Origin of the sequence: Burkholderia sp. PR2 (assembly GCF_052372875.1) — a bacterium.
Taxonomy (GTDB): domain Bacteria; phylum Pseudomonadota; class Gammaproteobacteria; order Burkholderiales; family Burkholderiaceae; genus Burkholderia; species Burkholderia diffusa.
The window spans coordinates 394,265-412,869 of record NZ_JBQRWH010000001.1 but is presented as its reverse complement, the minus strand read 5'-3'; the positions used below and the strand labels follow the sequence as shown (position 1 = coordinate 412,869).

General features: G+C 68.1%; 22 protein-coding genes. 12 read left to right on the top strand and 10 right to left on the bottom strand.

Features of this window, described 5'->3' with window-relative positions:
• The first annotated feature begins 49 nt into the window (after window positions 1-49).
• On the top strand, window positions 50-1,237 hold the full coding sequence (metC, locus tag ACT2FV_RS01835) for a cystathionine beta-lyase (protein ID WP_444503069.1): 1,188 nt from the start codon (window positions 50-52) through the stop codon (window positions 1,235-1,237).
• Window positions 1,238-1,313: 76 nt separating this feature from the next.
• The gene (locus ACT2FV_RS01830) at window positions 1,314-1,658 is read left to right on the top strand and encodes a DUF3088 domain-containing protein (RefSeq protein ID WP_124628100.1); all 345 of its coding nucleotides are present in this window, start codon (window positions 1,314-1,316) and stop codon (window positions 1,656-1,658) included.
• A gap of 224 nt (window positions 1,659-1,882) precedes the next feature.
• Here the strand turns inward: ACT2FV_RS01830 and ACT2FV_RS01825 are convergent, their stop codons facing one another.
• Window positions 1,883-2,566 carry a helix-turn-helix transcriptional regulator gene (locus tag ACT2FV_RS01825; RefSeq protein ID WP_151049369.1) on the bottom strand — a complete coding sequence of 228 codons (684 nt, stop codon included), beginning with the start codon at window positions 2,564-2,566 and terminating at the stop codon, window positions 1,883-1,885.
• A 272-nt stretch (window positions 2,567-2,838) separates the two neighbouring features.
• Here ACT2FV_RS01825 and ACT2FV_RS01820 point away from each other — a divergent pair, with 272 nt between their 5' ends.
• The 8 genes from ACT2FV_RS01820 to ACT2FV_RS01785 all read left to right on the top strand — a co-directional run bounded on the left by ACT2FV_RS01820 (window position 2,839) and on the right by ACT2FV_RS01785 (window position 8,772).
• On the top strand, window positions 2,839-3,531 hold the full coding sequence (locus ACT2FV_RS01820; protein WP_059600103.1) for a DUF2589 domain-containing protein: 693 nt from the start codon (window positions 2,839-2,841) through the stop codon (window positions 3,529-3,531).
• A gap of 210 nt (window positions 3,532-3,741) precedes the next feature.
• Window positions 3,742-4,425 (top strand): DUF2589 domain-containing protein, encoded by a 684-nt coding sequence (locus ACT2FV_RS01815; protein ID WP_444503068.1) that lies wholly within the window; start codon window positions 3,742-3,744, stop codon window positions 4,423-4,425.
• Window positions 4,409-4,855, top strand: a complete 447-nt coding sequence (locus tag ACT2FV_RS01810; RefSeq protein ID WP_124628096.1) for a lysozyme — start codon at window positions 4,409-4,411, stop codon at window positions 4,853-4,855. Before ACT2FV_RS01815 ends, ACT2FV_RS01810 begins: the two co-directional genes overlap by 17 nt.
• Before the next feature lie 169 nt (window positions 4,856-5,024).
• Window positions 5,025-6,140: an extracellular catalytic domain type 2 short-chain-length polyhydroxyalkanoate depolymerase gene (locus tag ACT2FV_RS01805; RefSeq protein WP_444503067.1), complete on the top strand. Its 1,116-nt coding sequence runs from the start codon at window positions 5,025-5,027 to the stop codon at window positions 6,138-6,140.
• A gap of 55 nt (window positions 6,141-6,195) precedes the next feature.
• Window positions 6,196-6,738, top strand: coding sequence for a hypothetical protein (locus ACT2FV_RS01800; RefSeq protein ID WP_444503066.1), 543 nt, complete (start codon window positions 6,196-6,198; stop codon window positions 6,736-6,738).
• A complete protein-coding gene (locus tag ACT2FV_RS01795) occupies window positions 6,735-7,355 on the top strand; it encodes a hypothetical protein (RefSeq protein WP_124901235.1) in 621 nt (206 codons plus the stop codon). Before ACT2FV_RS01800 ends, ACT2FV_RS01795 begins: the two co-directional genes overlap by 4 nt.
• A 111-nt stretch (window positions 7,356-7,466) precedes the next feature.
• A complete protein-coding gene (locus ACT2FV_RS01790; protein ID WP_059600108.1) occupies window positions 7,467-8,084 on the top strand; it encodes a hypothetical protein in 618 nt (205 codons plus the stop codon).
• Window positions 8,085-8,154: 70 nt separating this feature from the next.
• On the top strand, window positions 8,155-8,772 hold the full coding sequence (locus tag ACT2FV_RS01785; protein WP_059600109.1) for a hypothetical protein: 618 nt from the start codon (window positions 8,155-8,157) through the stop codon (window positions 8,770-8,772).
• A gap of 65 nt (window positions 8,773-8,837) precedes the next feature.
• Here ACT2FV_RS01785 and ACT2FV_RS01780 read toward each other — a convergent pair whose 3' ends face one another.
• Window positions 8,838-9,725, bottom strand: coding sequence for a DMT family transporter (locus ACT2FV_RS01780; protein ID WP_226114617.1), 888 nt, complete (start codon window positions 9,723-9,725; stop codon window positions 8,838-8,840).
• 126 nt (window positions 9,726-9,851) lie between these two features.
• On the opposite strand from ACT2FV_RS01780, the gene ACT2FV_RS01775 reads away from it, so the two are divergent.
• Complete coding sequence (locus ACT2FV_RS01775; protein WP_444503065.1) at window positions 9,852-11,309, top strand: aminotransferase-like domain-containing protein; 1,458 nt, start codon at window positions 9,852-9,854, stop codon at window positions 11,307-11,309.
• Between the two features lie 42 nt (window positions 11,310-11,351).
• Here ACT2FV_RS01775 and ACT2FV_RS01770 read toward each other — a convergent pair whose 3' ends face one another.
• Together ACT2FV_RS01770 and ACT2FV_RS01765 are read right to left on the bottom strand one after the other, a co-directional pair.
• Complete coding sequence (locus ACT2FV_RS01770) at window positions 11,352-12,785, bottom strand: nicotinate phosphoribosyltransferase (RefSeq protein WP_444503064.1); 1,434 nt, start codon at window positions 12,783-12,785, stop codon at window positions 11,352-11,354.
• A 74-nt stretch (window positions 12,786-12,859) separates the two neighbouring features.
• Entirely contained in the window at window positions 12,860-13,900 is a 1,041-nt protein-coding gene (locus ACT2FV_RS01765) for a bifunctional nicotinamide-nucleotide adenylyltransferase/Nudix hydroxylase (protein WP_059685934.1), read from the bottom strand.
• 181 nt (window positions 13,901-14,081) lie between these two features.
• On the opposite strand from ACT2FV_RS01765, the gene ACT2FV_RS01760 reads away from it, so the two are divergent.
• Window positions 14,082-14,534 carry a type II toxin-antitoxin system RatA family toxin gene (locus tag ACT2FV_RS01760; protein WP_444503063.1) on the top strand — a complete coding sequence of 151 codons (453 nt, stop codon included), beginning with the start codon at window positions 14,082-14,084 and terminating at the stop codon, window positions 14,532-14,534.
• Between the two features lie 106 nt (window positions 14,535-14,640).
• Here ACT2FV_RS01760 and ACT2FV_RS01755 read toward each other — a convergent pair whose 3' ends face one another.
• The 6 genes from ACT2FV_RS01755 to ACT2FV_RS01730 are packed head-to-tail and all read right to left on the bottom strand — an operon-like array spanning window position 14,641 to window position 18,559.
• Window positions 14,641-15,057, bottom strand: coding sequence for a hypothetical protein (locus ACT2FV_RS01755; protein WP_244107997.1), 417 nt, complete (start codon window positions 15,055-15,057; stop codon window positions 14,641-14,643).
• A complete protein-coding gene (speD, locus tag ACT2FV_RS01750; RefSeq protein WP_444503062.1) occupies window positions 15,054-15,431 on the bottom strand; it encodes an adenosylmethionine decarboxylase in 378 nt (125 codons plus the stop codon). Before speD ends, ACT2FV_RS01755 begins: the two co-directional genes overlap by 4 nt.
• The gene (locus ACT2FV_RS01745) at window positions 15,428-15,574 is read right to left on the bottom strand and encodes a hypothetical protein (RefSeq protein WP_170296473.1); all 147 of its coding nucleotides are present in this window, start codon (window positions 15,572-15,574) and stop codon (window positions 15,428-15,430) included. The genes speD and ACT2FV_RS01745 overlap by 4 nt, the downstream gene beginning before the upstream one ends.
• A complete protein-coding gene (locus ACT2FV_RS01740; RefSeq protein ID WP_444503061.1) occupies window positions 15,574-17,082 on the bottom strand; it encodes a DUF4178 domain-containing protein in 1,509 nt (502 codons plus the stop codon). Before ACT2FV_RS01740 ends, ACT2FV_RS01745 begins: the two co-directional genes overlap by 1 nt.
• A gap of 9 nt (window positions 17,083-17,091) precedes the next feature.
• A complete protein-coding gene (locus ACT2FV_RS01735; protein WP_059600117.1) occupies window positions 17,092-18,144 on the bottom strand; it encodes an SPFH domain-containing protein in 1,053 nt (350 codons plus the stop codon).
• A 28-nt stretch (window positions 18,145-18,172) separates the two neighbouring features.
• Complete coding sequence (locus ACT2FV_RS01730; protein WP_059600118.1) at window positions 18,173-18,559, bottom strand: DUF350 domain-containing protein; 387 nt, start codon at window positions 18,557-18,559, stop codon at window positions 18,173-18,175.
• Window positions 18,560-18,605: the final 46 nt, after the last annotated feature.

Here is an 18,605-nt window from a genome sequence, read left to right as displayed (position 1 = left end):
CCGCGCGACGGCTTCGCTCCGATTTGACCGACTTTCAAAGGACGACATCTTGAACCAACCGCACTCGACCGACACCCTGCTCGCTCACGAAGGCCGCGCGCACGGCCAGCCCGGCTCGCCGGTGAACCCGCCCGTGTATCGCCAGTCGACGCTGCTCTTTCACGGCACCGACGCGCTCGACGCGGTGCGCGGCACGCCGCTCGCGTACGGACGCCACGGCAGCCCGACCACGCGTGCGCTCGAAAAGGCGCTCGCACGCCTCGAAGGCGCGCACGCCGCGCTGCTCACGCCGAGCGGGCTCAGCGCGATCACGACCGCGCTGCTCGCGGTACTGAACCCCGGCGACCATCTGCTGATGGCCGACTCGGTGTACGACCCGACCCGCTCGTTCTGCGACGAGACGCTCTCGCGCCTCGGTATCGAGACGACCTATTACGATCCGTCGATCGGCGCCGGCATCGCGTCGCTGATGCAGCCGAACACGCGCGCGGTCTTTACCGAATCGCCGGGCTCGCTGACCTTCGAAGTGCAGGACATTCCCGCGATCTGCCGCGTCGCGCACCAGCACGATGCAGTCGTGCTGCTCGACAATACGTGGGGCACGCCGTTGAATTTCCGCTCGTTCTCGCACGGCGTCGACGTGTCGATTCACGCGGCGACCAAGTACATCGCCGGACACTCCGACGTGCTGATGGGCGTGATCCTGACAACCGAGGCGCTCGCGCAGAAGGTCACGCGCTGCTACCGGCAGCTCGGGATGACCGTCAGCGGCGACGATGCGTATCTCGCGCTGCGCGGGCTGCGCACGTTGTCGGTGCGCCTCGAACGCCACCAGCGCAACGCGCACATGCTGACCGAATGGCTCGCGCGGCAGCCGGAAGTCGCGCAGATCCTGTATCCGGCCCGGCCGGGCGATGCCGGCCATGCGCTGTGGCAGCGCGACTTCACGGGCGCGTGCGGCTTGTTCGGCCTGGTGCTGCATCCGCAGCCCGACGATGCCGTGCGCGCACTGCTCGACGGCATGACGTGCTTCGGCATGGGCTACAGCTGGGGCGGCTTCGAAAGCCTGATCATCCCGTCGAATCCGTCGCGCCACCGTACCGCGACGCCATGGCTGGCAGCCGGCCCGCTGCTGCGCATCCACGCAGGGCTCGAGCATCCCGACGACATGATCGCCGACCTCGACGCCGGTTTCGCGAGAATGCGTGCCGCCGCGGCCGCGCTCGCGGAAGCCTGACATCGGGCGCGTCGCACGCATCTCCCCGCACTCCCGTTTTTTTCAACGTTCGACCACCACTGATAGCGAGGCCATCATGAAAGACACGCTGTTCATTCTCCGCCCGGGTTTCTTCAAGGACTCCGAAGGTCCGTTCTACTGCGGCGACTCGGTTGCCGTCGAAGGGCTGCTGAGCTTCTATCCGCAGTTGCGCGACGCCGTCTCGGTCGAGTACGTCGACGCGCCGCGGCCGCGCCGGCCGATCGTCGCGCTGATCGGCGAGGACAACCAGTCCGCGCCGGTGCTCGTCCTGGGCGACGGGCAGGCGCCGAAGGACGACGCGGTCGGGATTCGCGAACACAACGGCCGCCGCTTCATCGATTCGCCGGCCGATATCCGGCGCTACCTGTCCTCGCAATACGGCGTCGCGCACGTCGCGTAAGCACGCCGGCGCCCGGTGTCGACGGGCGCCGCCGAACGGGGCGCGCGGCCGGCGCGGCCCGTTCGCCGTTTCCGGCACGCACGTCGCCGCGCGCGTGCGACGTACTCGGCCACGCGGCTCGCCGCGACCGATGGCCGGCCCGGGCACCCCGCCTCCGGCCCGATGGACTTCAACGCAACGCGACACCGGATGCTGGCACACACCGGGGCCCGCCGCGACCAGCCTCAGCCGGGCGAACTGCAGACGGGCGCGAACGCGAATGCCGCCGGCTCGGACGGCACGTGGCGTGCGAGCCACAATGCGGCCTCGGTCCGGTTGCTCACGCCGATCTGGCGGAACAGCGCATACAGGTGATTCTTGATCGTGCCTTCCGCGACGTTGAGCACGCGGCAGATCTGCTTGTTCGACTTGCCTTCGGCCAGCAGCCGCAGCACGTCGCGCTGGCGCGGCGTGAGACGCTCGAATGCGCGATCGTCCCCGGCCGGCACGCCGCCCGGGCGCGCCTGCGTCGCGCCGCCGTCGCTCGGCGGCACATAGATCGCACCAGCCGCGACCCGGCCGAGCGCGTCAGCGAACTCGTCAGCGCTCGCGTGCCGGTCGATGATGCCGGCCGCCCCCGCCAGCAGCGCATCGGCAATCGTGCGGCGGCACACGGTGGCCACCACGCACAACCACGGCGCGCCGGCGAACGTCTCGTTCAGCACGCTCGGCCAGCTCGGCCGCGCGGCGTGCTCGTCGCATTCGATCGTGATCGCCTCGACCGTCCCGGGCAGCAACGCGTCGCGCAAGCGCAAAACGTCCTCGGGACGGCGGGCCGACCACACATGCCAGTCGACATCGCGTTTACACAGTACGTCCGCCACGCCCGCGACGAATAACGGCGGGCTATCGATCATCAGAACGTTCATTGCGCGGTTTCCTCGAAATCGGGATGCTCGGTTTAGGTTTTTTTGCTTCCCTACCCGGCGTTTTTTTACCGCTGTTTTACCCGCCGCGCACTAGGCCCGTCGCTCCGTGACGAATGGCCTAATTCGTCCACGCCGCGCGTACCGATGCCCGCCGAGGGCCGGCCAGGGCCGCCGGACGTGACCGACGTCATATTTTGTAAACGTCTTCAATTTCCTAATGTAAATAAAGACAACGAATTTCCGTTGTCTTCAACACGAAGAGGAGTTTATTCATGGACGCGAATTTCATCGGCTCAGTGATTAACGCTTTACCCATGGACCAAATGATCGCCGGCCCGTTAAAGGCGATGATCAGCGCGCAGACGCAGGCCGCGAAGAGCTACGCGGATTTCCTGATGCAGGTCTGCATCCAGGGCGGCAAGGCCGTGGCCGTCCAGTTCGACTACGACGAGACGCTGGTGGACGAAGCCGGCGTGTCGAAGGGTGTCGTGCAGAAGACGATGCGCATCCCGCTGCTCGCGGCGATCGTCCACCCGATCATCGCTATCGAGGAAGGCACGATCGACTTCGAAATGGAGATTACGCAATCGGAGAAGTCGTCGTCGTCGACCGAGGCCGGCGGCGAATTCCAGGCGAAGTTCGGCTGGGGGCCGATCAGCGTCAGCGTGTCCGGGCGTGTCTCGCACAAGGCGGAGCAGACGCGCAGCACCGACACGCGCGCGAAATATTCGATCCATACGCAGGTGAAGCGCCAGTCGCCGCCCGAAGCGCTGATGCGCGTGATCGACTTCCTGACCGAAGCCGCGACCAAGCCGGTCGTCACGGAAGGCAACGCGAAGGCCGTGAAGCCGCTGCCGGCGACGCCGACCGACGGCAAGCTGGTCGGCGATGCGTCGGCGGCAGGCGGCGGCACGGCCGCGCCTGCTGCAGCCGGTTCGGATGCCCAGCAGCCGGCGCACGCGTAAGCGCGCGGGCCGGCCATGTTCAGGCTCTTCAGACGGTCTCGCCGCGCGGACGGCGGGCACGACGATGGGGATACGCGTCCGGGCGGCAGCACAGCCCGGCCGGAACCGGACGCGACGGACCCGCCGCCGGCCGGTGCGGCTGCCGGCAAGACCGGGACGGTCTCAGGCACCGGTGCCTCGGCGGCGGTAACCGCCGATCCGGTGCCCCACGTGCCGCTCGAGGCCTCCGGCTCGCCGGCCGGGGCCGCGCCGGGCACGCGCGACGCACCGGGCACCGCGGCGCCCGGCGCGTCCGCCGGCGGCCTGCCCCCCGCTCCGCCCGCCCCGCCGGCGCCGCCCGGCACGCCAGCCGACGACGAGCGCCCGCCGCCACGTGGCATCGCGCTCGACGAAATCGCGCGCGGGATGCAGCACGCCGCGGCCGCCGCGAACCAACTGCTCGCGCACCAGTACACGGCCGTGCTCGATCAGTTCTTCGACCTGCGCGACGACGGCCTGCTCGCGCCACGCGAGGTCACGGTCGCGCTCGACGCGGAGCACACGATGCCGGTGCCGCTCGTCGCGCTCGCCACGCCGCGCGGACTCGCGCTCGACCGGATGATCGTGCACCTGACGGTGCGCGGCGACTTCACCGAGGCGTTGCCGGCCGGCGGTGTCGCGGGCGACGACGACCAGCGCGGCCGCTTCTACGTGACGTTCGCGCCGCGCTCCGGGAAGAAGGACGCGCAGGGCAACGCGCGGCAGCGCGACACCGAGCACATCGACATCGAAATGCAGTTCGCAGCGCTGCCGCCGCCCGAAGCGATCATGCGCGTGATCGACGAATACACGCATCGCCTGGTGCCGCGCGCACGGCCGGGCAGCAAGGAGAACGACGATGGCGAACCAGCCTGAACACACCGGTGAGCAAGGCATCGCGCTGATCAAGCAGTTCGAGGGGCTGCGGCTCGCGCGCTATCTCGACGCGGTCGGCAAGCCGACGATCGGCTACGGGCACCTGATCCTGCCGCACGAGCGCTTCACACGACCGCTCACGCCGGCCGAAGCCGAGGCGCTGTTGCGGCGCGACCTGCGCGGCGCCGAGCTGAACCTGCGCAAGCTGCTGCGCGTGCCGGTCACGCAGCAGCAGTTCGATGCGCTGATGTCGTTCGTCTTCAATCTCGGCGCGGGACGGCTGCGTTCGTCCACGCTGCTGCGCTACCTGAACGCCGGCGCGTGCGCGCGTGCGGCCGACCAGTTCCTCGTCTGGAACAAGGCCGGCGGCAAGCCGCTCGCGGGGCTCACCAAGCGCCGCCAGGCCGAGCGCGCGCTGTTCATGTCGTGAGCGCCGGGACACCGCACCGGCCGAACGTCACGGGTCGCCGCGCATGTCGTTCGCGCCATTTCGCACGTCGTCGGCGGCACGTAAGCTGAAACCGTCGCTGAAGTCTTGCCGCATCCGTTCCAGCCGTTCGTCATTCGCCATTCGTTACTCGTCACGTCAGGAGTCCCGCATGAAGGTCACTTGCTCGCCCGGCCGCACGACGCCGCCCCGTTCCACCGTTTCGCGCACGCTGCGCCGCGTGCTCGGCGCCGCATGCGTCGCCGTTGCCGCAGTGGCGACGGTCGCGCCGCACGCCGTCGCCGCCCCCGCCGATCCGCTGCCCGCATACGGCGCCGACCTCAAGCGCACGTCGGTGTCGGGGCTGTCGTCCGGCGGCTTCATGGCCGCGCAGTTCGACGTCGCGTTCTCGAGCCGGCTGATCGGCGCGGGCATCGTGGCGGGCGGGCCGTTCTACTGTGCGGGCGTGAACGAGTTGATCCCGCCGGCGGTGGCCGCCACCACGCTGTGCATGCAGCCGATCGGCCCCGCACCATCCGCGGCCGATGCATGGCGCGCCGCGCGCGTGTTCGCGCAGCGCGGCGAGATCGACGATCCGGCCGCGCTGCGCGGCCAGCGCATCTACGTGTTCAGCGGCGCGAAGGATACGGTGGTGTCGACGCGCGTCGTCGACCAGACCGCGCGCTTCTACACGCTCGCGCAGGTCCCGGCCGCGAACCTCCAGTACCGCGAATCGCCGGACGCCGGGCATGCGTTCATCACGAACCGCCCCGAAGACAACACATGCAGCGCGAACGCGAGCCCGTATATCGACAACTGCGGCTTCCAGCAGGCGCACGACATCGTGCGCTGGATCTACGGCACACCTGACAAGCCGCTCAATCCGCCGGCCGCTCAGGCAGGCGGCAAGCTGCTGAAGTTCGATCAGCGCGCGTTCGATCCGCAGCGCGGCGCGTCGCTCGGCGACACGGGCTACGCATACGTACCGGCCGACTGCGAGCGCGTGGCCTGCGCGGTGCACGTGGTGTTCCACGGCTGCGTGCAGAACGTCGCTGCCGTCGGCGAGAAGATGATTCGCGGCGTCGGCTACAACGAGATCGCCGATACGAACCGGTTGATCGTGCTCTATCCGCAGGTCGAAAAATCGGCCGTCAATCCGCTCGGCTGCTGGGATTTCTGGGGCTATACGAGCACCGATCCGCTCCACCCCGGCTTCTACCGCCGCGACGCGCCGCAGATGGCCGCCGTGATGCGGATGGTGCAGCGCCTCGGCGCCGCGCGTCAGTAATCCACGTATCGGCCGCCATCGCGCCGTCACCGCCCCTTCATCACGAGGAATCGCCATGTTCTCCACGTTCATCGCCCAATGGGAACGCGCGCACGCCGACGCGCTCCAGCAGTTCGGCAAGGTCGCCGCGCAGGCGACCGGCACCGGCTGCACGCCCGGCGGCCCCGCGTGGCGCGCGTTCGCGCACACCGCGCTGCTCGCCGGCCACCGTTACACGGATGCCTGCCAGGCCGCGACCGACGCGTTGTGGCGCGGCCAGCTCGAACGGTTCGCGCCCGGCAGTTCGGCCGCCGCGGTCAAGGAGCTGGCGGCACTGAACGCCGATCTCGCGACACGCGTCACACAGAGCCATCTGCAGCATGCAGGCGCGATGGCCGACGCGGCCGCGCAATATCTCGACGATCTCGGCCGCACGCGCGGCCCCGCCGATGCCGTGATGGCGCTCGGCCGCTTCGCGGGCGACCTTCAGGCCCAGGCGCGTGCACATGCGCTGCACATCGCGTCGCTCGCGAACGGCGTCGCGCCCGCGCTTGCGCAGTGGGCCGACCGCACGCTGCGCGACGATCGCGGCACGTCCGATCAGGAGCAGGCGTCATGAACATCAAGCTCCGCTTCGTCAATCGCTCGAACGACTGCGGCAACAGCGAGGTCGTGCTGTTCCAGCGCGACGTGATCCCCGATCTCGACGCATTCGCGATCGCGTGGAAGGTGATCCGTTATTGCGGACGCGACTGCTTCCATCCGTTCGACTACTCGACCGACATCGACGTCGCGCTCGGCGACGAGCACGGCAACTTCTCGCCGCGCGTCACGGCGCCCGCCGGCGTGCGCTTCGTGGTCGACGCGCAGCCGACGGGACGCGGCCGGCTCGTGCCCGACCCGGCCGACGCGCCGGGCGGCGACATCGAGGTCGTCAACCGGCTGCGGCGCGGCGCCGTGAACGTCAACGCGTTCAGCGCAGGCCGGCTGATCGCGGTGAAGGAAGCGGTCGCGCCCGGGCAGAAGGCCGTGTTTCGCTTCACGCCGACGCTGTGGATCGGCGTGGCGTCGCAGATACAGGAAAGCCGCGCGCTGCACGCGGCGGTGCTATCGAGCGCGAACACGCTTCTGCCGCTGGCGGGCGTCGCCGCGGCCGACATCGTGATGACGGGCGGCGGCACCGGCACCGACGCGCAGCCGTTTGCATTCGCGCTCGAACACATCGTGCGCGCGTAGCGCCGCCAGACACGGATTGAACCGGCTTGACGGCACGGCTTCGCGGCCGGGCCGGCGGGAAAGGTGTGCGGCAGACCGACTGCCGTCTTTTCAAACTCAAGGAGCAACGACGTGGATATCCAACTGAACCTGATCAACCGCTCGAACGACGCCAACAACTCGAGCGTCGTGATCTTCCAGAAGAACGTGGCGACCGACTTCGACGAACTCGCGATCGCCTGGAAGGTGATCCGCAATTGCGGCCAGGGCGACAACCATCCGTTCAAGTTCCCGATGACGATGAGCGTGAGCGCGAGCGACAGCTGGGGCAACTACATGCCGCAGCAGGTCGCCTCGAACGGCCAGGTGTTCCAGGTCGTGCGCTCGAGCTCGGGCGACGTGCTGCAACTCGGCGGCGACCCGGGCGCGAGCTCCGAGGTGCAGGTGCGCAACGACCTGCCGGCCGGCGCGATCAACGCGACGATCTACAAGGACGGCAGCGCGCTTGCGCGCAAGACGTCCGTCGCGCCGGGCCAGAAGGCCGTGTTCCAGTTCAAGCCGACGATCTGGATCGGCGTCGCATCGCAGATCGAACAGGGTGCGCTGATGAATTCCGCGGTGATCTCCGACATCAACACGGAACTGTCGCTGCTCGGCATCGCGAGCGCCGACATCGTGATGACCGGCGGCGGCCCCGGCCCGCGCTCGATGCCGTTCACGTTCCGGCTGGAAAACGTGGTGATGGCGTAACGGTTCGTGCGCCGGCTACGCACGGCCGGCGCCCATTCAATCAGTTATCCAAATCGAACCAAGGTGACTCATGGACATCAATCTCAACTTCGTCAACCTGTCGAACGACGTCAACAACAGCCAGATCGTGATCTTCCAGAAGAACGTGTCGACGGACTTCGACGAGCTCGCGATCGCGTGGAAGGTCATCACCAACTGCGGGCGCGGCGACAACCATCCGTTCGTGTTCCCGATGCTGACGACCGTCTCCGCGAGCGATGCCGACGGCAACTACATGCCGCAGAAGCGCGCGGACAACGGACAGGTCTTCAACGTGTCGCGCTCGACGTCGGGCAACGTGCTCGCGTTGGCCGGCCCGGCGCCGACGTCGCGCGAGATCCAGCTGCGCAACGACCTGAGCCAGGGGGCGATCACCGCGTCGGTCTTCAAGGACAACCGGCTGCTCGCGCACAAGACGGGCATCGTGCCGGGGCAGAAGGCCGTGTTCGAGTTCAAGCCGACGCTGTGGATCGGCACGGCGTCGCAGATCGAACAGGGCGCGGTGATGAATTCGGCCGTGCTGTCCGACATCAACACCGAACTGTCGCTGCTGGGGATCAAGAGCGCGGACATCGTGATGACGGGCGGCGGCGGCGGCACCACCGCGACCGCGTACCAGTTCCGGCTCGCGAACGTGGTGATGGGGTAAGCCGCAAGCCGCGCCCGCGCGACGGCGAACGGGTGGCACCCGTCACGTCGTCGCGCGCCGGCGCGTCAGCCCGCGCGCTGCGCGGGCGCCATCTTCGAGAAGTACTTCGCCCCCGCGACGCAGCCGACAACCACGGCCGTCACGGCGAGCATCGACGGCGGCACCGTCTCGTGCAGCAGCCCGGCCGCGAGCAGGAAACCGAAGAACGGCTGCAGCAACTGAAGCTGGCCGACGCCCGCGATCCCGCCGAGCGCGAGGCCGCGATACCAGAACACGAAGCCGATCAGCATGCTGAACAGCGACACGTACGCGAGCCCCCACAGCGCGGCAGCGTCGACGCCGTCGAACGTCGCGGGCCACGTGAACCACGCGAGCGGCAACATCACCGGCAGCGACAGCACGAGCGCCCACGAGATCACCTGCCAGCCGCCGAGCTGGCGCGACAGGCGCGCGCCTTCCGCATAACCGAGCCCGCATGCGACGATCGCGGCCAGCATCAGCGCGTCGCCCACCACCGACGCACTTCCGCCGTTGCGCAGCGCGAACGCGGCCACCGCCCCGCTACCGACCAGCGAGAAGATCCAGAACGGCAGCCGCGGCCGTTCGCCGCCACGCCAGACACCGAACAGCGCGGTCGCGAGCGGCAACAACCCGACGAACACGATCGCATGCGCGGACGTCACGTGCTTGAGCGCGAGCGCCGTCAGCAACGGGAAACCGACCACGACCCCGAGCGCGACGACGACGAGCGACGCGGTCTCGGTACGCGTCGGCCGCTTCTGTTTCAGCGCGACGAGCAGGATCAGGCCGAGCACGCCGGCGATCGTCGCGCGCGCGAACGTGAGGAACAGCGGGTCGAGCCCCTGCACCGCGACGCGCGTCGCGGGCAGCGAGCCACTGAAGATGATCACGCCCAGCAGGCCGCTGAGCCATCCGTCGGTCGTCTTTTGCACGGGAAATCCTGATCGGAAAAAGGTGAATGACCGATGATCCGCCGCCCGTGAAAAGCGCGTAAGCTACAGCCCAATACAATTCGGACAAACTGTACTGGACAACCGTCCGTACAGTTCCCTCTCGCCATGAGCCGTTCCATGCAAGCCCCTGCTCCGCCCGCGCCGTCGCGCACCCGCGTGGAAACCGTGATGGACACGCTGCGCGCACGGATCGCGAGCCGCGCGCTGATGCCCGGCGCGCGCGTGCCGTCGATCCGGATGATGGCCGACGCGCTGCACGTGTCGAAATCGACCGTCGTCGACGCATACGAGCGGCTCGCGAGCGAAGGCGTGCTCGTCGCGCGGCGCGGCTCCGGCTTCTACGTATCGGGGCACGCGCCGCCGCTCGCGCTCGCCGAACTCGGCCCGCGCCTCGATCGCGAACTCGATCCGCTTTGGCTGTCGCGCCAGGCGCTCGAGGCGGCGCCGAGCTCGGTGAAGCCGGGCTGCGGCTGGCTGCCGTCGTCGTGGCTGCCGGACGAAAGCCTGCGACGTGCGCTGCGCGCGGTGTCGCGCGACGAAGCCGACGCGCTGACTGACTACGCGACGCCGCTCGGGCTGCCCGCGTTGCGCCAGCAGTTGGCGTGGCGGCTCGCGCAGCACGGCGTACATGCGGAACCCACGCAGATCATGCTGACCGACGGCGGCACGCACGCGCTCGATCTCGTGTGCCGGCTGCTGCTCGAGCCGGGCGACCCCGTCGTGCTGGACGATCCGTGCTACTTCAACTTCCAGGCGCTGCTGCGCGCGCATCGCGCGCGCATCGTCAGCGTGCCGTACACGCCGAACGGCCCCGATCTCGCACGCTTCGAGCAGGTGCTTGCCGAGCATCGGCCGCGCCTGTACATCACCAACGCGGCGCTGCACAACCCGACCGGCGCGACGCTCGCGCCGCCGGTCGCGCACCGCCTGCTGACGCTGGCGGCCGAGCACGGCCTGCTGATCGTCGAGGACGACATCTTCGCGGATTTCGAGAGCACGCCCGCGCCGCGCCTCGCGGCATTCGACGGGCTGTCGCGCGTCGTGTCGATCGGCAGCTTCTCGAAGACGCTGTCGGCCGCAATCCGCTGCGGCTATGTCGCGGCGCGCCCCGAATGGATCGACGCGCTCGTCGACCTGAAGCTCGCGACGTCGTTCGGCAATGCGCAGATCGGCGCGAACATCGTGCACCGGCTGCTGATCGACGGCACCTACCGGCGCCACCTCGACGGCCTGCGTGCGCAGCTGGCCGATGCGATGGGCGAAACGATCCGGCGGCTAGCGCGCGCCGGGCTCGGGATCTGGACCGAACCGCGCGGCGGCCTGTTCGTATGGGCGGAACTGCCCGACGGGCTCGATGCCGCGCGCGTGGCGCGTCATGCACTCGACCACGATGTGGTGCTCGCGCCCGGCAACGTGTTCAGTGCGTCGCACGGCGCGACGTCGTTCATGCGCTTCAACGTGTCGCGCTGCAAGGGGCCGGCGGTGTTCGATGCGCTGGCGCGGTCGATGGAGGCAACGCGTGCGGCGGAGCGCAGCGGTCGCACACTGGCCGGCGACCGATGAACATCCACGGCGGCGGAGCGCACGAACGCCCCGCCGTCGCCCTCACATTTGCGCCGCGTGCGCCCTCGCCCTCACCTCGGCGAACGTCGTATCGACCAGCATTCTCCCCGTATCGAACACCGTTTCGAGCGCCTCGTCCCATTCGCCTTCCAGCGCGCGATCGTCCCATGCGACCGGCAGCGTCACCGTCCGGTATTCGCCCGTGCGCCGATTGCGCAGCAAGGTGAGCCGCCCCTTCTTCGAGCGCTTGCCCTGATCGGTGACCGGATCCTTGCGGACGTCGTGCCATACGTCGCCACGACGGATCGCCGAGCACTTCATCGCGAAGCGCTGCGTATCGCGGTTCACCTGCTGCAGCAGCGCGCCGCCCATGCCAAACACGACGTTGCCGGCCGCATAGCCTGCGTCGTCGAGCGCGGAGAGAATCGCGTCGATCGACAGCTCGTCGACGCCGTCACCCTGGATCACGCGGACATGATTCAGAACGCGCCGTCCCTTGCCATTCACGGACGAACCGAACGATGCGTCGAGCGCGCGCACGGTCTGCAGCACGATCGCCACGGGGTCGCCCGAATCGGGACGCACGACCAGCGTCGCGCCCGAATCGATCACGGTTTGCCGAAGCTCGCCGCCCCACATCTCGAGTGCGGCGAACAGATCGTAGGAGTCCGATACGACCGACACGATCGCGCCGGGCAGGCCGAAGCGGGCGATCATGTTGCGATACGCATCGGCTTCGTGCTCACGCCCCCAGGACGTGATCGTGCTGTGCTCGGCCGCCGGCACCGAATACGCGGCCATCGGCTCGCGATAGAAGCGGTTCGCGGCCAGCACGCCGAGCACCGTGTCCGAACCCATGAAGCTCACGAGATGCGCGGCGCCGCCGATCGCGGCCGATTCCGCGCTCGATACGCCGCGCGCGCCGAAGTCGTGCAGCTTGAACGGCAGTTGCGCGAGATCGTCGTCGGTCTTCTCGAGAAAGCGTCGGATCGTCTGCCGCAGGTGCCAGCTGCGCGTCGCGACCGTCACCGGGTACCACACGCGCAGCAGCATCGTCTCCAGATACGACGCGAGCCAGAACACCTTCGGGTCGTCGCATTCGACGGTCATCAGCACGTTGTGCACCGGCACGATCGAACCCTCGGGCACCGCGCGAATCTTCACGGGCAGGTAGCCGTCGTAGCGCTCGACGATATGGCGCCAGCCGTCCTCGTTGAACGGCTCGCCACGCACCGCGAAGAAATCGCGAGCGTCGTCGATCATCGCGTGCGTGACAGGCCGGCACAGATATTCCTTCAGCAGCATCTGCAGGCCGAAGAACAGCGTGCGGTCGTAGCGGCCGCCGCGCGACTCGACGTACGAGAACATCGCCTGCGCGTCGGACGGATATTGCAGGAAGTGGGAAGCCTTGTACGAATCCGTGTTGAGGATCGGATTGGCGAGAACCGCGGCAAAGCCGCCGGGATCGTTTTGCATGGCTAGAGCTCCTCTAGGCCGTTGAAGTGCCGCCGCGTCTGTCGCGACGGACCGGAATCCGGGGAATCAGCGCGTCACAGCTTCCCCAGGAAGTGATACGCGATCTCGAAGTGATCCTCGAACATCACGTTGCGCATCTGCGCGAATTCGTTGAGCGGCACCCAGCGCGCCTTGTCGGCGTCGTCGCTGCCCTTCACACGCGGCAGTTCGCCCGTCGGGAAGTTGAACAGGCACGCGTGCGTGATCGTGCGGCCGCGCAGCGAGCGGGCCGGATGATCGAACACCTGGCGATCCTTGATCGAGCCGCGCAGCACGGGCTCCGGCAGCTTCAGGCCGGTTTCCTCGCGCAATTCACGGATGCACGCCGCGTCGAGCCGTTCGTCCTGGTTCACGAACCCGCCCGGCAGCGCCCACAGGCCGCGGCCCGGTTCGCTGCGCCGGCGCACGAGCAGGATATGGCCCGAGTGCACGACCACCGCGTCGACCGTCACGAACGTGACCGGATACGGTGCGGCCGACCATGCCTTGCGATACGCGGCGATGAATTCGGCCTCGGCCTTCAGCTGCGCGAATTGCGGCTGCGTGCGGAAATGCTCGAGCCAGCCGAACACGGGTTCCGGCACGGCCCATTGCACAAAGCTGTTGGTGCGTTCTGCGAAATACTGATCGCGGATTTCGGTAGCGGAGATGTCCTCGGTCGCATCGACGTCAACGAGCTCCCATTGCGGGAACATCCGCAGGTAATACGACGTAGCGTCCTTTTCGTGGCCGATCAGCCCGACCTTGCGCTGCGCGACATCGCCGAGCGCGGCGGCCACCGCATCCTGCACCCAGCGCACCCAGTCGCCGTCGTTGTACGTCGAATCCTGCACGGGCGCGACCGTCACGCGCTCGCGCTCGGACGGCTCGAGCAGCGAAGCCAGCATCTGGCAGCGCTCGTCGAACGAGAACGGATCCTTGATGGTGCGGGGCTTGTCGGTCGACCCGATCAGCACGCACACGCGCTCGGCCCGGCTCAGTGCCGACTTCAGCACGTTCAGGTGACCACGATGCGGGGGCTGGAAACGACCAATGAAAACGAGCGCGTCGAAGCGCCGGTTCTGTTGCGTACTCATGAGGCTCCCTCAAGAGATTGAAACGCTTCGGGTCTGTCCCGAAGGCATGGAATCGATCGTAGGGGAATTCCCGCAGAAGGTCAATCGAGCACGCGCTCGACTTGACGAAGTCTGACGAAACGCGCGGCATTGGCGGGTTACACTCGATTTCATCCCAATCCGCGCCACGGCGCCCGCCATCATGAGGATCTCAGTCAGCCGGACCGTCGGCGTCGATCGCAGACGCCTCTTCACGTGGTCGCAGGACTACGCGCGGCGGCTCGTATGGGACAGCTTCCTCACCGACGCCTATCTGCTCGACGAAACGACGGCCGACGTCGGCGTCGACGCGTTCTGCCGCAGTCAGTCGGGCGCGACGATGGTGTCGCGCTACATCTCGTACCGCCCGCCGCAGGTCGCCGCCGTCGAAATGGTCGAAGGGCCGAAGGTGCTCGAACGCTTCAGCGGCAGCTGGAACTTCACCGAACACACGCCGGGTTCGACCGAAGTGAAATTCACGTACCACTTCCGTGCGCAGCCGTCGTGGCTGCGCTGGCTGCTCGAACCGCTGATCGGCGCGTTCTATCTCGTGCACACGCGCCGGCGCCTCGATTCGTTCAAGCGCTGGGCCGAAGCGGAGGCGTTACCGCGCTGACACGCACTGCCGCGCGGCCCGGCGCATCTGCGCCCTCTCCCTCCGAATGGATTCGAACGCGCCATGGCCGCGCCATCGGGCATCTCGCATTCCGACGGCCCAGGCGCTAACGTACTCCGCCCCGGCCTATCGAGAACGTTTCCGCGCCGGCATCGCGGCGCAACGTGACCTCCGTACCGGTCAGCCATCCCGACGATTTCAGGATCGGGCGCGCGAGCGCGTACAGCCGATCGGCGCTGGTGCCATACAGGTACAGATAGCCGTCGTTGCCGTCGCGATGCAGTTCCGTCTCGCCGAGTTCGCCCGCGCCTGCCTGCCTCACTGCGCGATCCAGCCGACGTTCCAGTGCATGAAGCCGCGCCTGGTCCTTCTCGTAGTAGTCGAAGTGGACCATCACGACGGGCCCGGGCGGCTTCGGCGGCAACTCCGCGGCAACGCTGCCGGTCAACAGTGCAAGGCCGAGCAATGCGGCAAATCGTATTCCTGTACGCATATCAGCAGTCAGTGTGACGCGTTCGCTCACGCGATGCCGCGCGCCACCTGCCGCCGGACCTGCGCCTGCGTACCGAGCGCAGCGGCGATCGCGTCGACCGCATCGGCCGCGCGTGCCGCGCCGCACATGAACGCATCGACGGCCGCGAAGCGATGCTCGGGCCACGTATGGATCGTGATGTGAGATTCGGCGAGCAGCACGACACCCGTCACGCCATGCTCGCCGCCGAAATGATGAAAGTGCGCACCGATCACGCGCGCGCCTGCCCGTTGCGCCGCTTCCGTCAGGATCGTTTCAAGCCGTGCGGCATCGCGCAGCAGCGCCGCGTCGATGCCGGCCAGGTCGGCCAGCACGTGCGAGCCGAGCATCGCACGCGGCGCGGCGAGACCGTCGCGGGCCGTCATTTGTGCGACCCGTACGACGAGTAGCCGCTGCGCGCCGACGAACTGCCCCACCCGCTGCCACCCGACCCGCTGCCGCCGAGCGACGCGCAACTGAACAACGTGACGACGATCAGTCCGTAAAGTCCGTAGAGGATGTAGCGCATTACGCGTTGCCCCCGTCCGACGCGAAACCCTTCCACAGCCATTCAGGCAGCCACAGCACCAGCAGGCCGACCAGCACGTAGACGGTGCGGCCGCTGAACGAGAACAGCGAGTCCATGTTGAAAATCACGAGCAGCGCGCTGAACACCCACGGCAGCGGCGCGAAACTGTGCGGGTGTTTCCCGCCGAACAGGCCCGTCGACGCGGTGGCGCCCGTCGCAGCCGCCGTCGCGAGCGCCGGTGTGCCGAAGCGCTCGGCCAGCGCGCTGCCCGACAGCGGCCGCGCGCGCGACCAGACGATTTCCGCGGCGCTGCGCTCGCGCGTCAGTTTGTCCTTCTGCCAACCGTAATCGATGATCGACGTGCGATCGCCCACCTGCACGCGCCAGTTGAACGCGCCCACCACGTAGACGACCTCCGATTCATACGCCTCGCGCAGGCGGTAGGTCTTGCCGCCGTCGGTCACGTCGGACTCGCCGCCGATCGTCGGCCAATGGTCGAGCACCTGCACGCGTTCCCAGCGCCCTTCGCTCTGCACGAGCCACAGGAAGCCGCGCTTCGGGTTCAGCAGCAGGTATTCGTCCCACGTCTCTTCGTCGCCCGGCACGCGGCATCGCATCATGCCGATCACCGTGTACTTCACGCCGTCGAACGTGCCGATTGCACCGAGCTCCAACGCACCCTTCACCGATTCGAGCTTACGCTGCGCCGCGAACACGGTCTGCTGCTCGGCCGTGCACTGCACGCCAGCATGACAACTGCCACACACGACGTAATCGGCCACGTTAGGCGCATAAGACAGCGGCGCGCCGCAGCTCGGGCACGCGAACGGCACCATCTCCGCGCCGCGCTTCTCGCGCGTATCGGTCTCGGTATCGCGCAACCCCGTGAACGCAAGCGCGTCGAACTCGAGTGCCTCGCCCGAATAGACGGCGGGGCTCCCGCCGTTCGCATCGGCGTCGGAATAGTCGAAGGTCGCGAACGCGTTGCCGGTGCGCAGGTCGACGACGCGCGCTTCCCAGCCCGCGTCGACGCGGAACGGCAACTCGCCGTCGCCGCCCGTGCAGCGCGCGGTGCGCACGTCGGACACGAGAAACGCGCGGCCGCCGTGGTCGATCCGCATACCCGGTTCCAGCGTGCCGAACGCCGGCCACGCGCCGCCGGATGCGTCGTCGGGCTCGCGCACCGTGACCGCATACTGCCCCGACGCATCCGACAGCCAGCCGAACGCGCCGTCGTCGAACACGACGTACCACTCGCTCCACGCGCCGGCGTCGTAGGTCATCTGGAGGCGGCCGAGCACCGTGAACGCGCGCTTGCCGTAGCGTCCGGCCGTGCCGATCTGGATCGGCGACGCGTCGTCGAGCACCGTGGCCAGCTCGCCGATGCGCTCGACGTCGGTGCCGCGCTTGAGCAGCGTGCTGCGACAGAACGCGCAGACGGCCATCACCGCCGCTGCCGAGCGAAACTCGACCGGCGCGCCGCACTGGGGGCACGAAGTGCTGAACATGCGCGACGCTTACCGGGTGAGCTTCGCGAGGATTTCCGCCTTCGCGCGCGAATAGTCCTCTTCGGTCACGAGGCCCTTGTCGAGCAACGCCTTCAGTTGTTCGAGACGCTGCACGTAATCGGTTCCTTCGGCCGGCGCGGCCGGCTGCGCGGCGGCGACCGGTGCCGCAACGGGCGCGGGCGGTGCAGCCTGCGCCGGTTGCGCGGCGCCCGCGATCTGGCCGGCCATCGCCTGCCCGATCGCCGCGCCGGCCGCGAGCCCCGCGCCGACGCCCGCGATGCCGCCCGGGTTCTGCGCGGCCAGCGGGATCGCCTGTGCCGTCTGGTATTGCGTCGCGCGGGCGAGATCGCCGGCCATCCCCGCGCCGATTCGCAGGTCGAGCGCCTTCTGCAGCTCGGCCGGCAGCGATACGCTTTCGACCGCGAACGCATCGAGCGCGAGGCCGTAGCGTGTGAACACCGGGACCAGCGCCTCGGCGACGCGTTGCGACAGCAGCGTCTGGTTCGCGGCCATGTCGACGAATGGCACGTCGGCCGAGCCGAACGTCGTGCTCATCGCTGTGACGACCAGATTGCGCAGCTGCTGTTCGAGATCGTCGACCGTGTACTGCGCGCGCGTGCCGCTCACCTCGCGGTGGAACGCGGCCGCGTCGACGATCCGGTACGAGTAGATGCCGAACGCGCGCAGCTGCACGAAGCCGAATTCGCGATCGCGGATCGTCACCGGCTGCGCGGTGCCCCAGCGCCGGCCGAGCTGCAGCCGCGTGCTGAAGAAGTAGACATCCGACTTGAAAGGCGACTGAAAGAACTTGTCCCAGTTCTTCAGGTACGTGAGCACCGGCAGCGTGCGCGTTTCCAGCTTGTACAGGCCCGGCTGGAACACGTCGGCGACCTTGCCTTCGTTGACGAAGATCGCGACCTGCGTTTCGCGCACGGTCAGCTGGCCGCCGTACTGGATCTCCTGGTCTTCCATCGGATAGCGCCAGGCGAGCACGCCGTCGGTGTCTTCCGTCCATTGCAGGACGTCGATGAACTGCTTGCGGATAAACGAACCCAGACTCATGTCGGTCTCCTCGAGCGCGCGTGGCGCATCAGGTCAGGCAGGCGGCATTGATGATGCCGACGACGAGCGACGCGGTGCCCATCAGGCCGCCCATCGCGACGTTGCGATCCTCGATCGCATGGTTCATGCCGGGAATCAGGCGGGTCAGCACCGCATAGGTGACGAGCTGCACGGCCATCGCGCCGACGGCCCACAGCATGACTTCGCCGAGCGTCGAGTTGTGCGCGATGCTGGAGGCGAGCGTCAGGCAGAAGCCGATCAGCGCACCGCCGAACGACAGCGTCGCGGCCGCGTTGCCGTCGCGGATCAGTGCCAGTTCGTCGAACGGGGTGACCTTCAGGTACACTGCCGCGAACACGAAAAGCAGCACGAACGCCGACAGCAAATGAACCGCATAAAGATAGGCACTATTCATTCTTTTCCTCGGATTTTGTGCTCGGTTCGCCGCCCCCTCGCCGGCC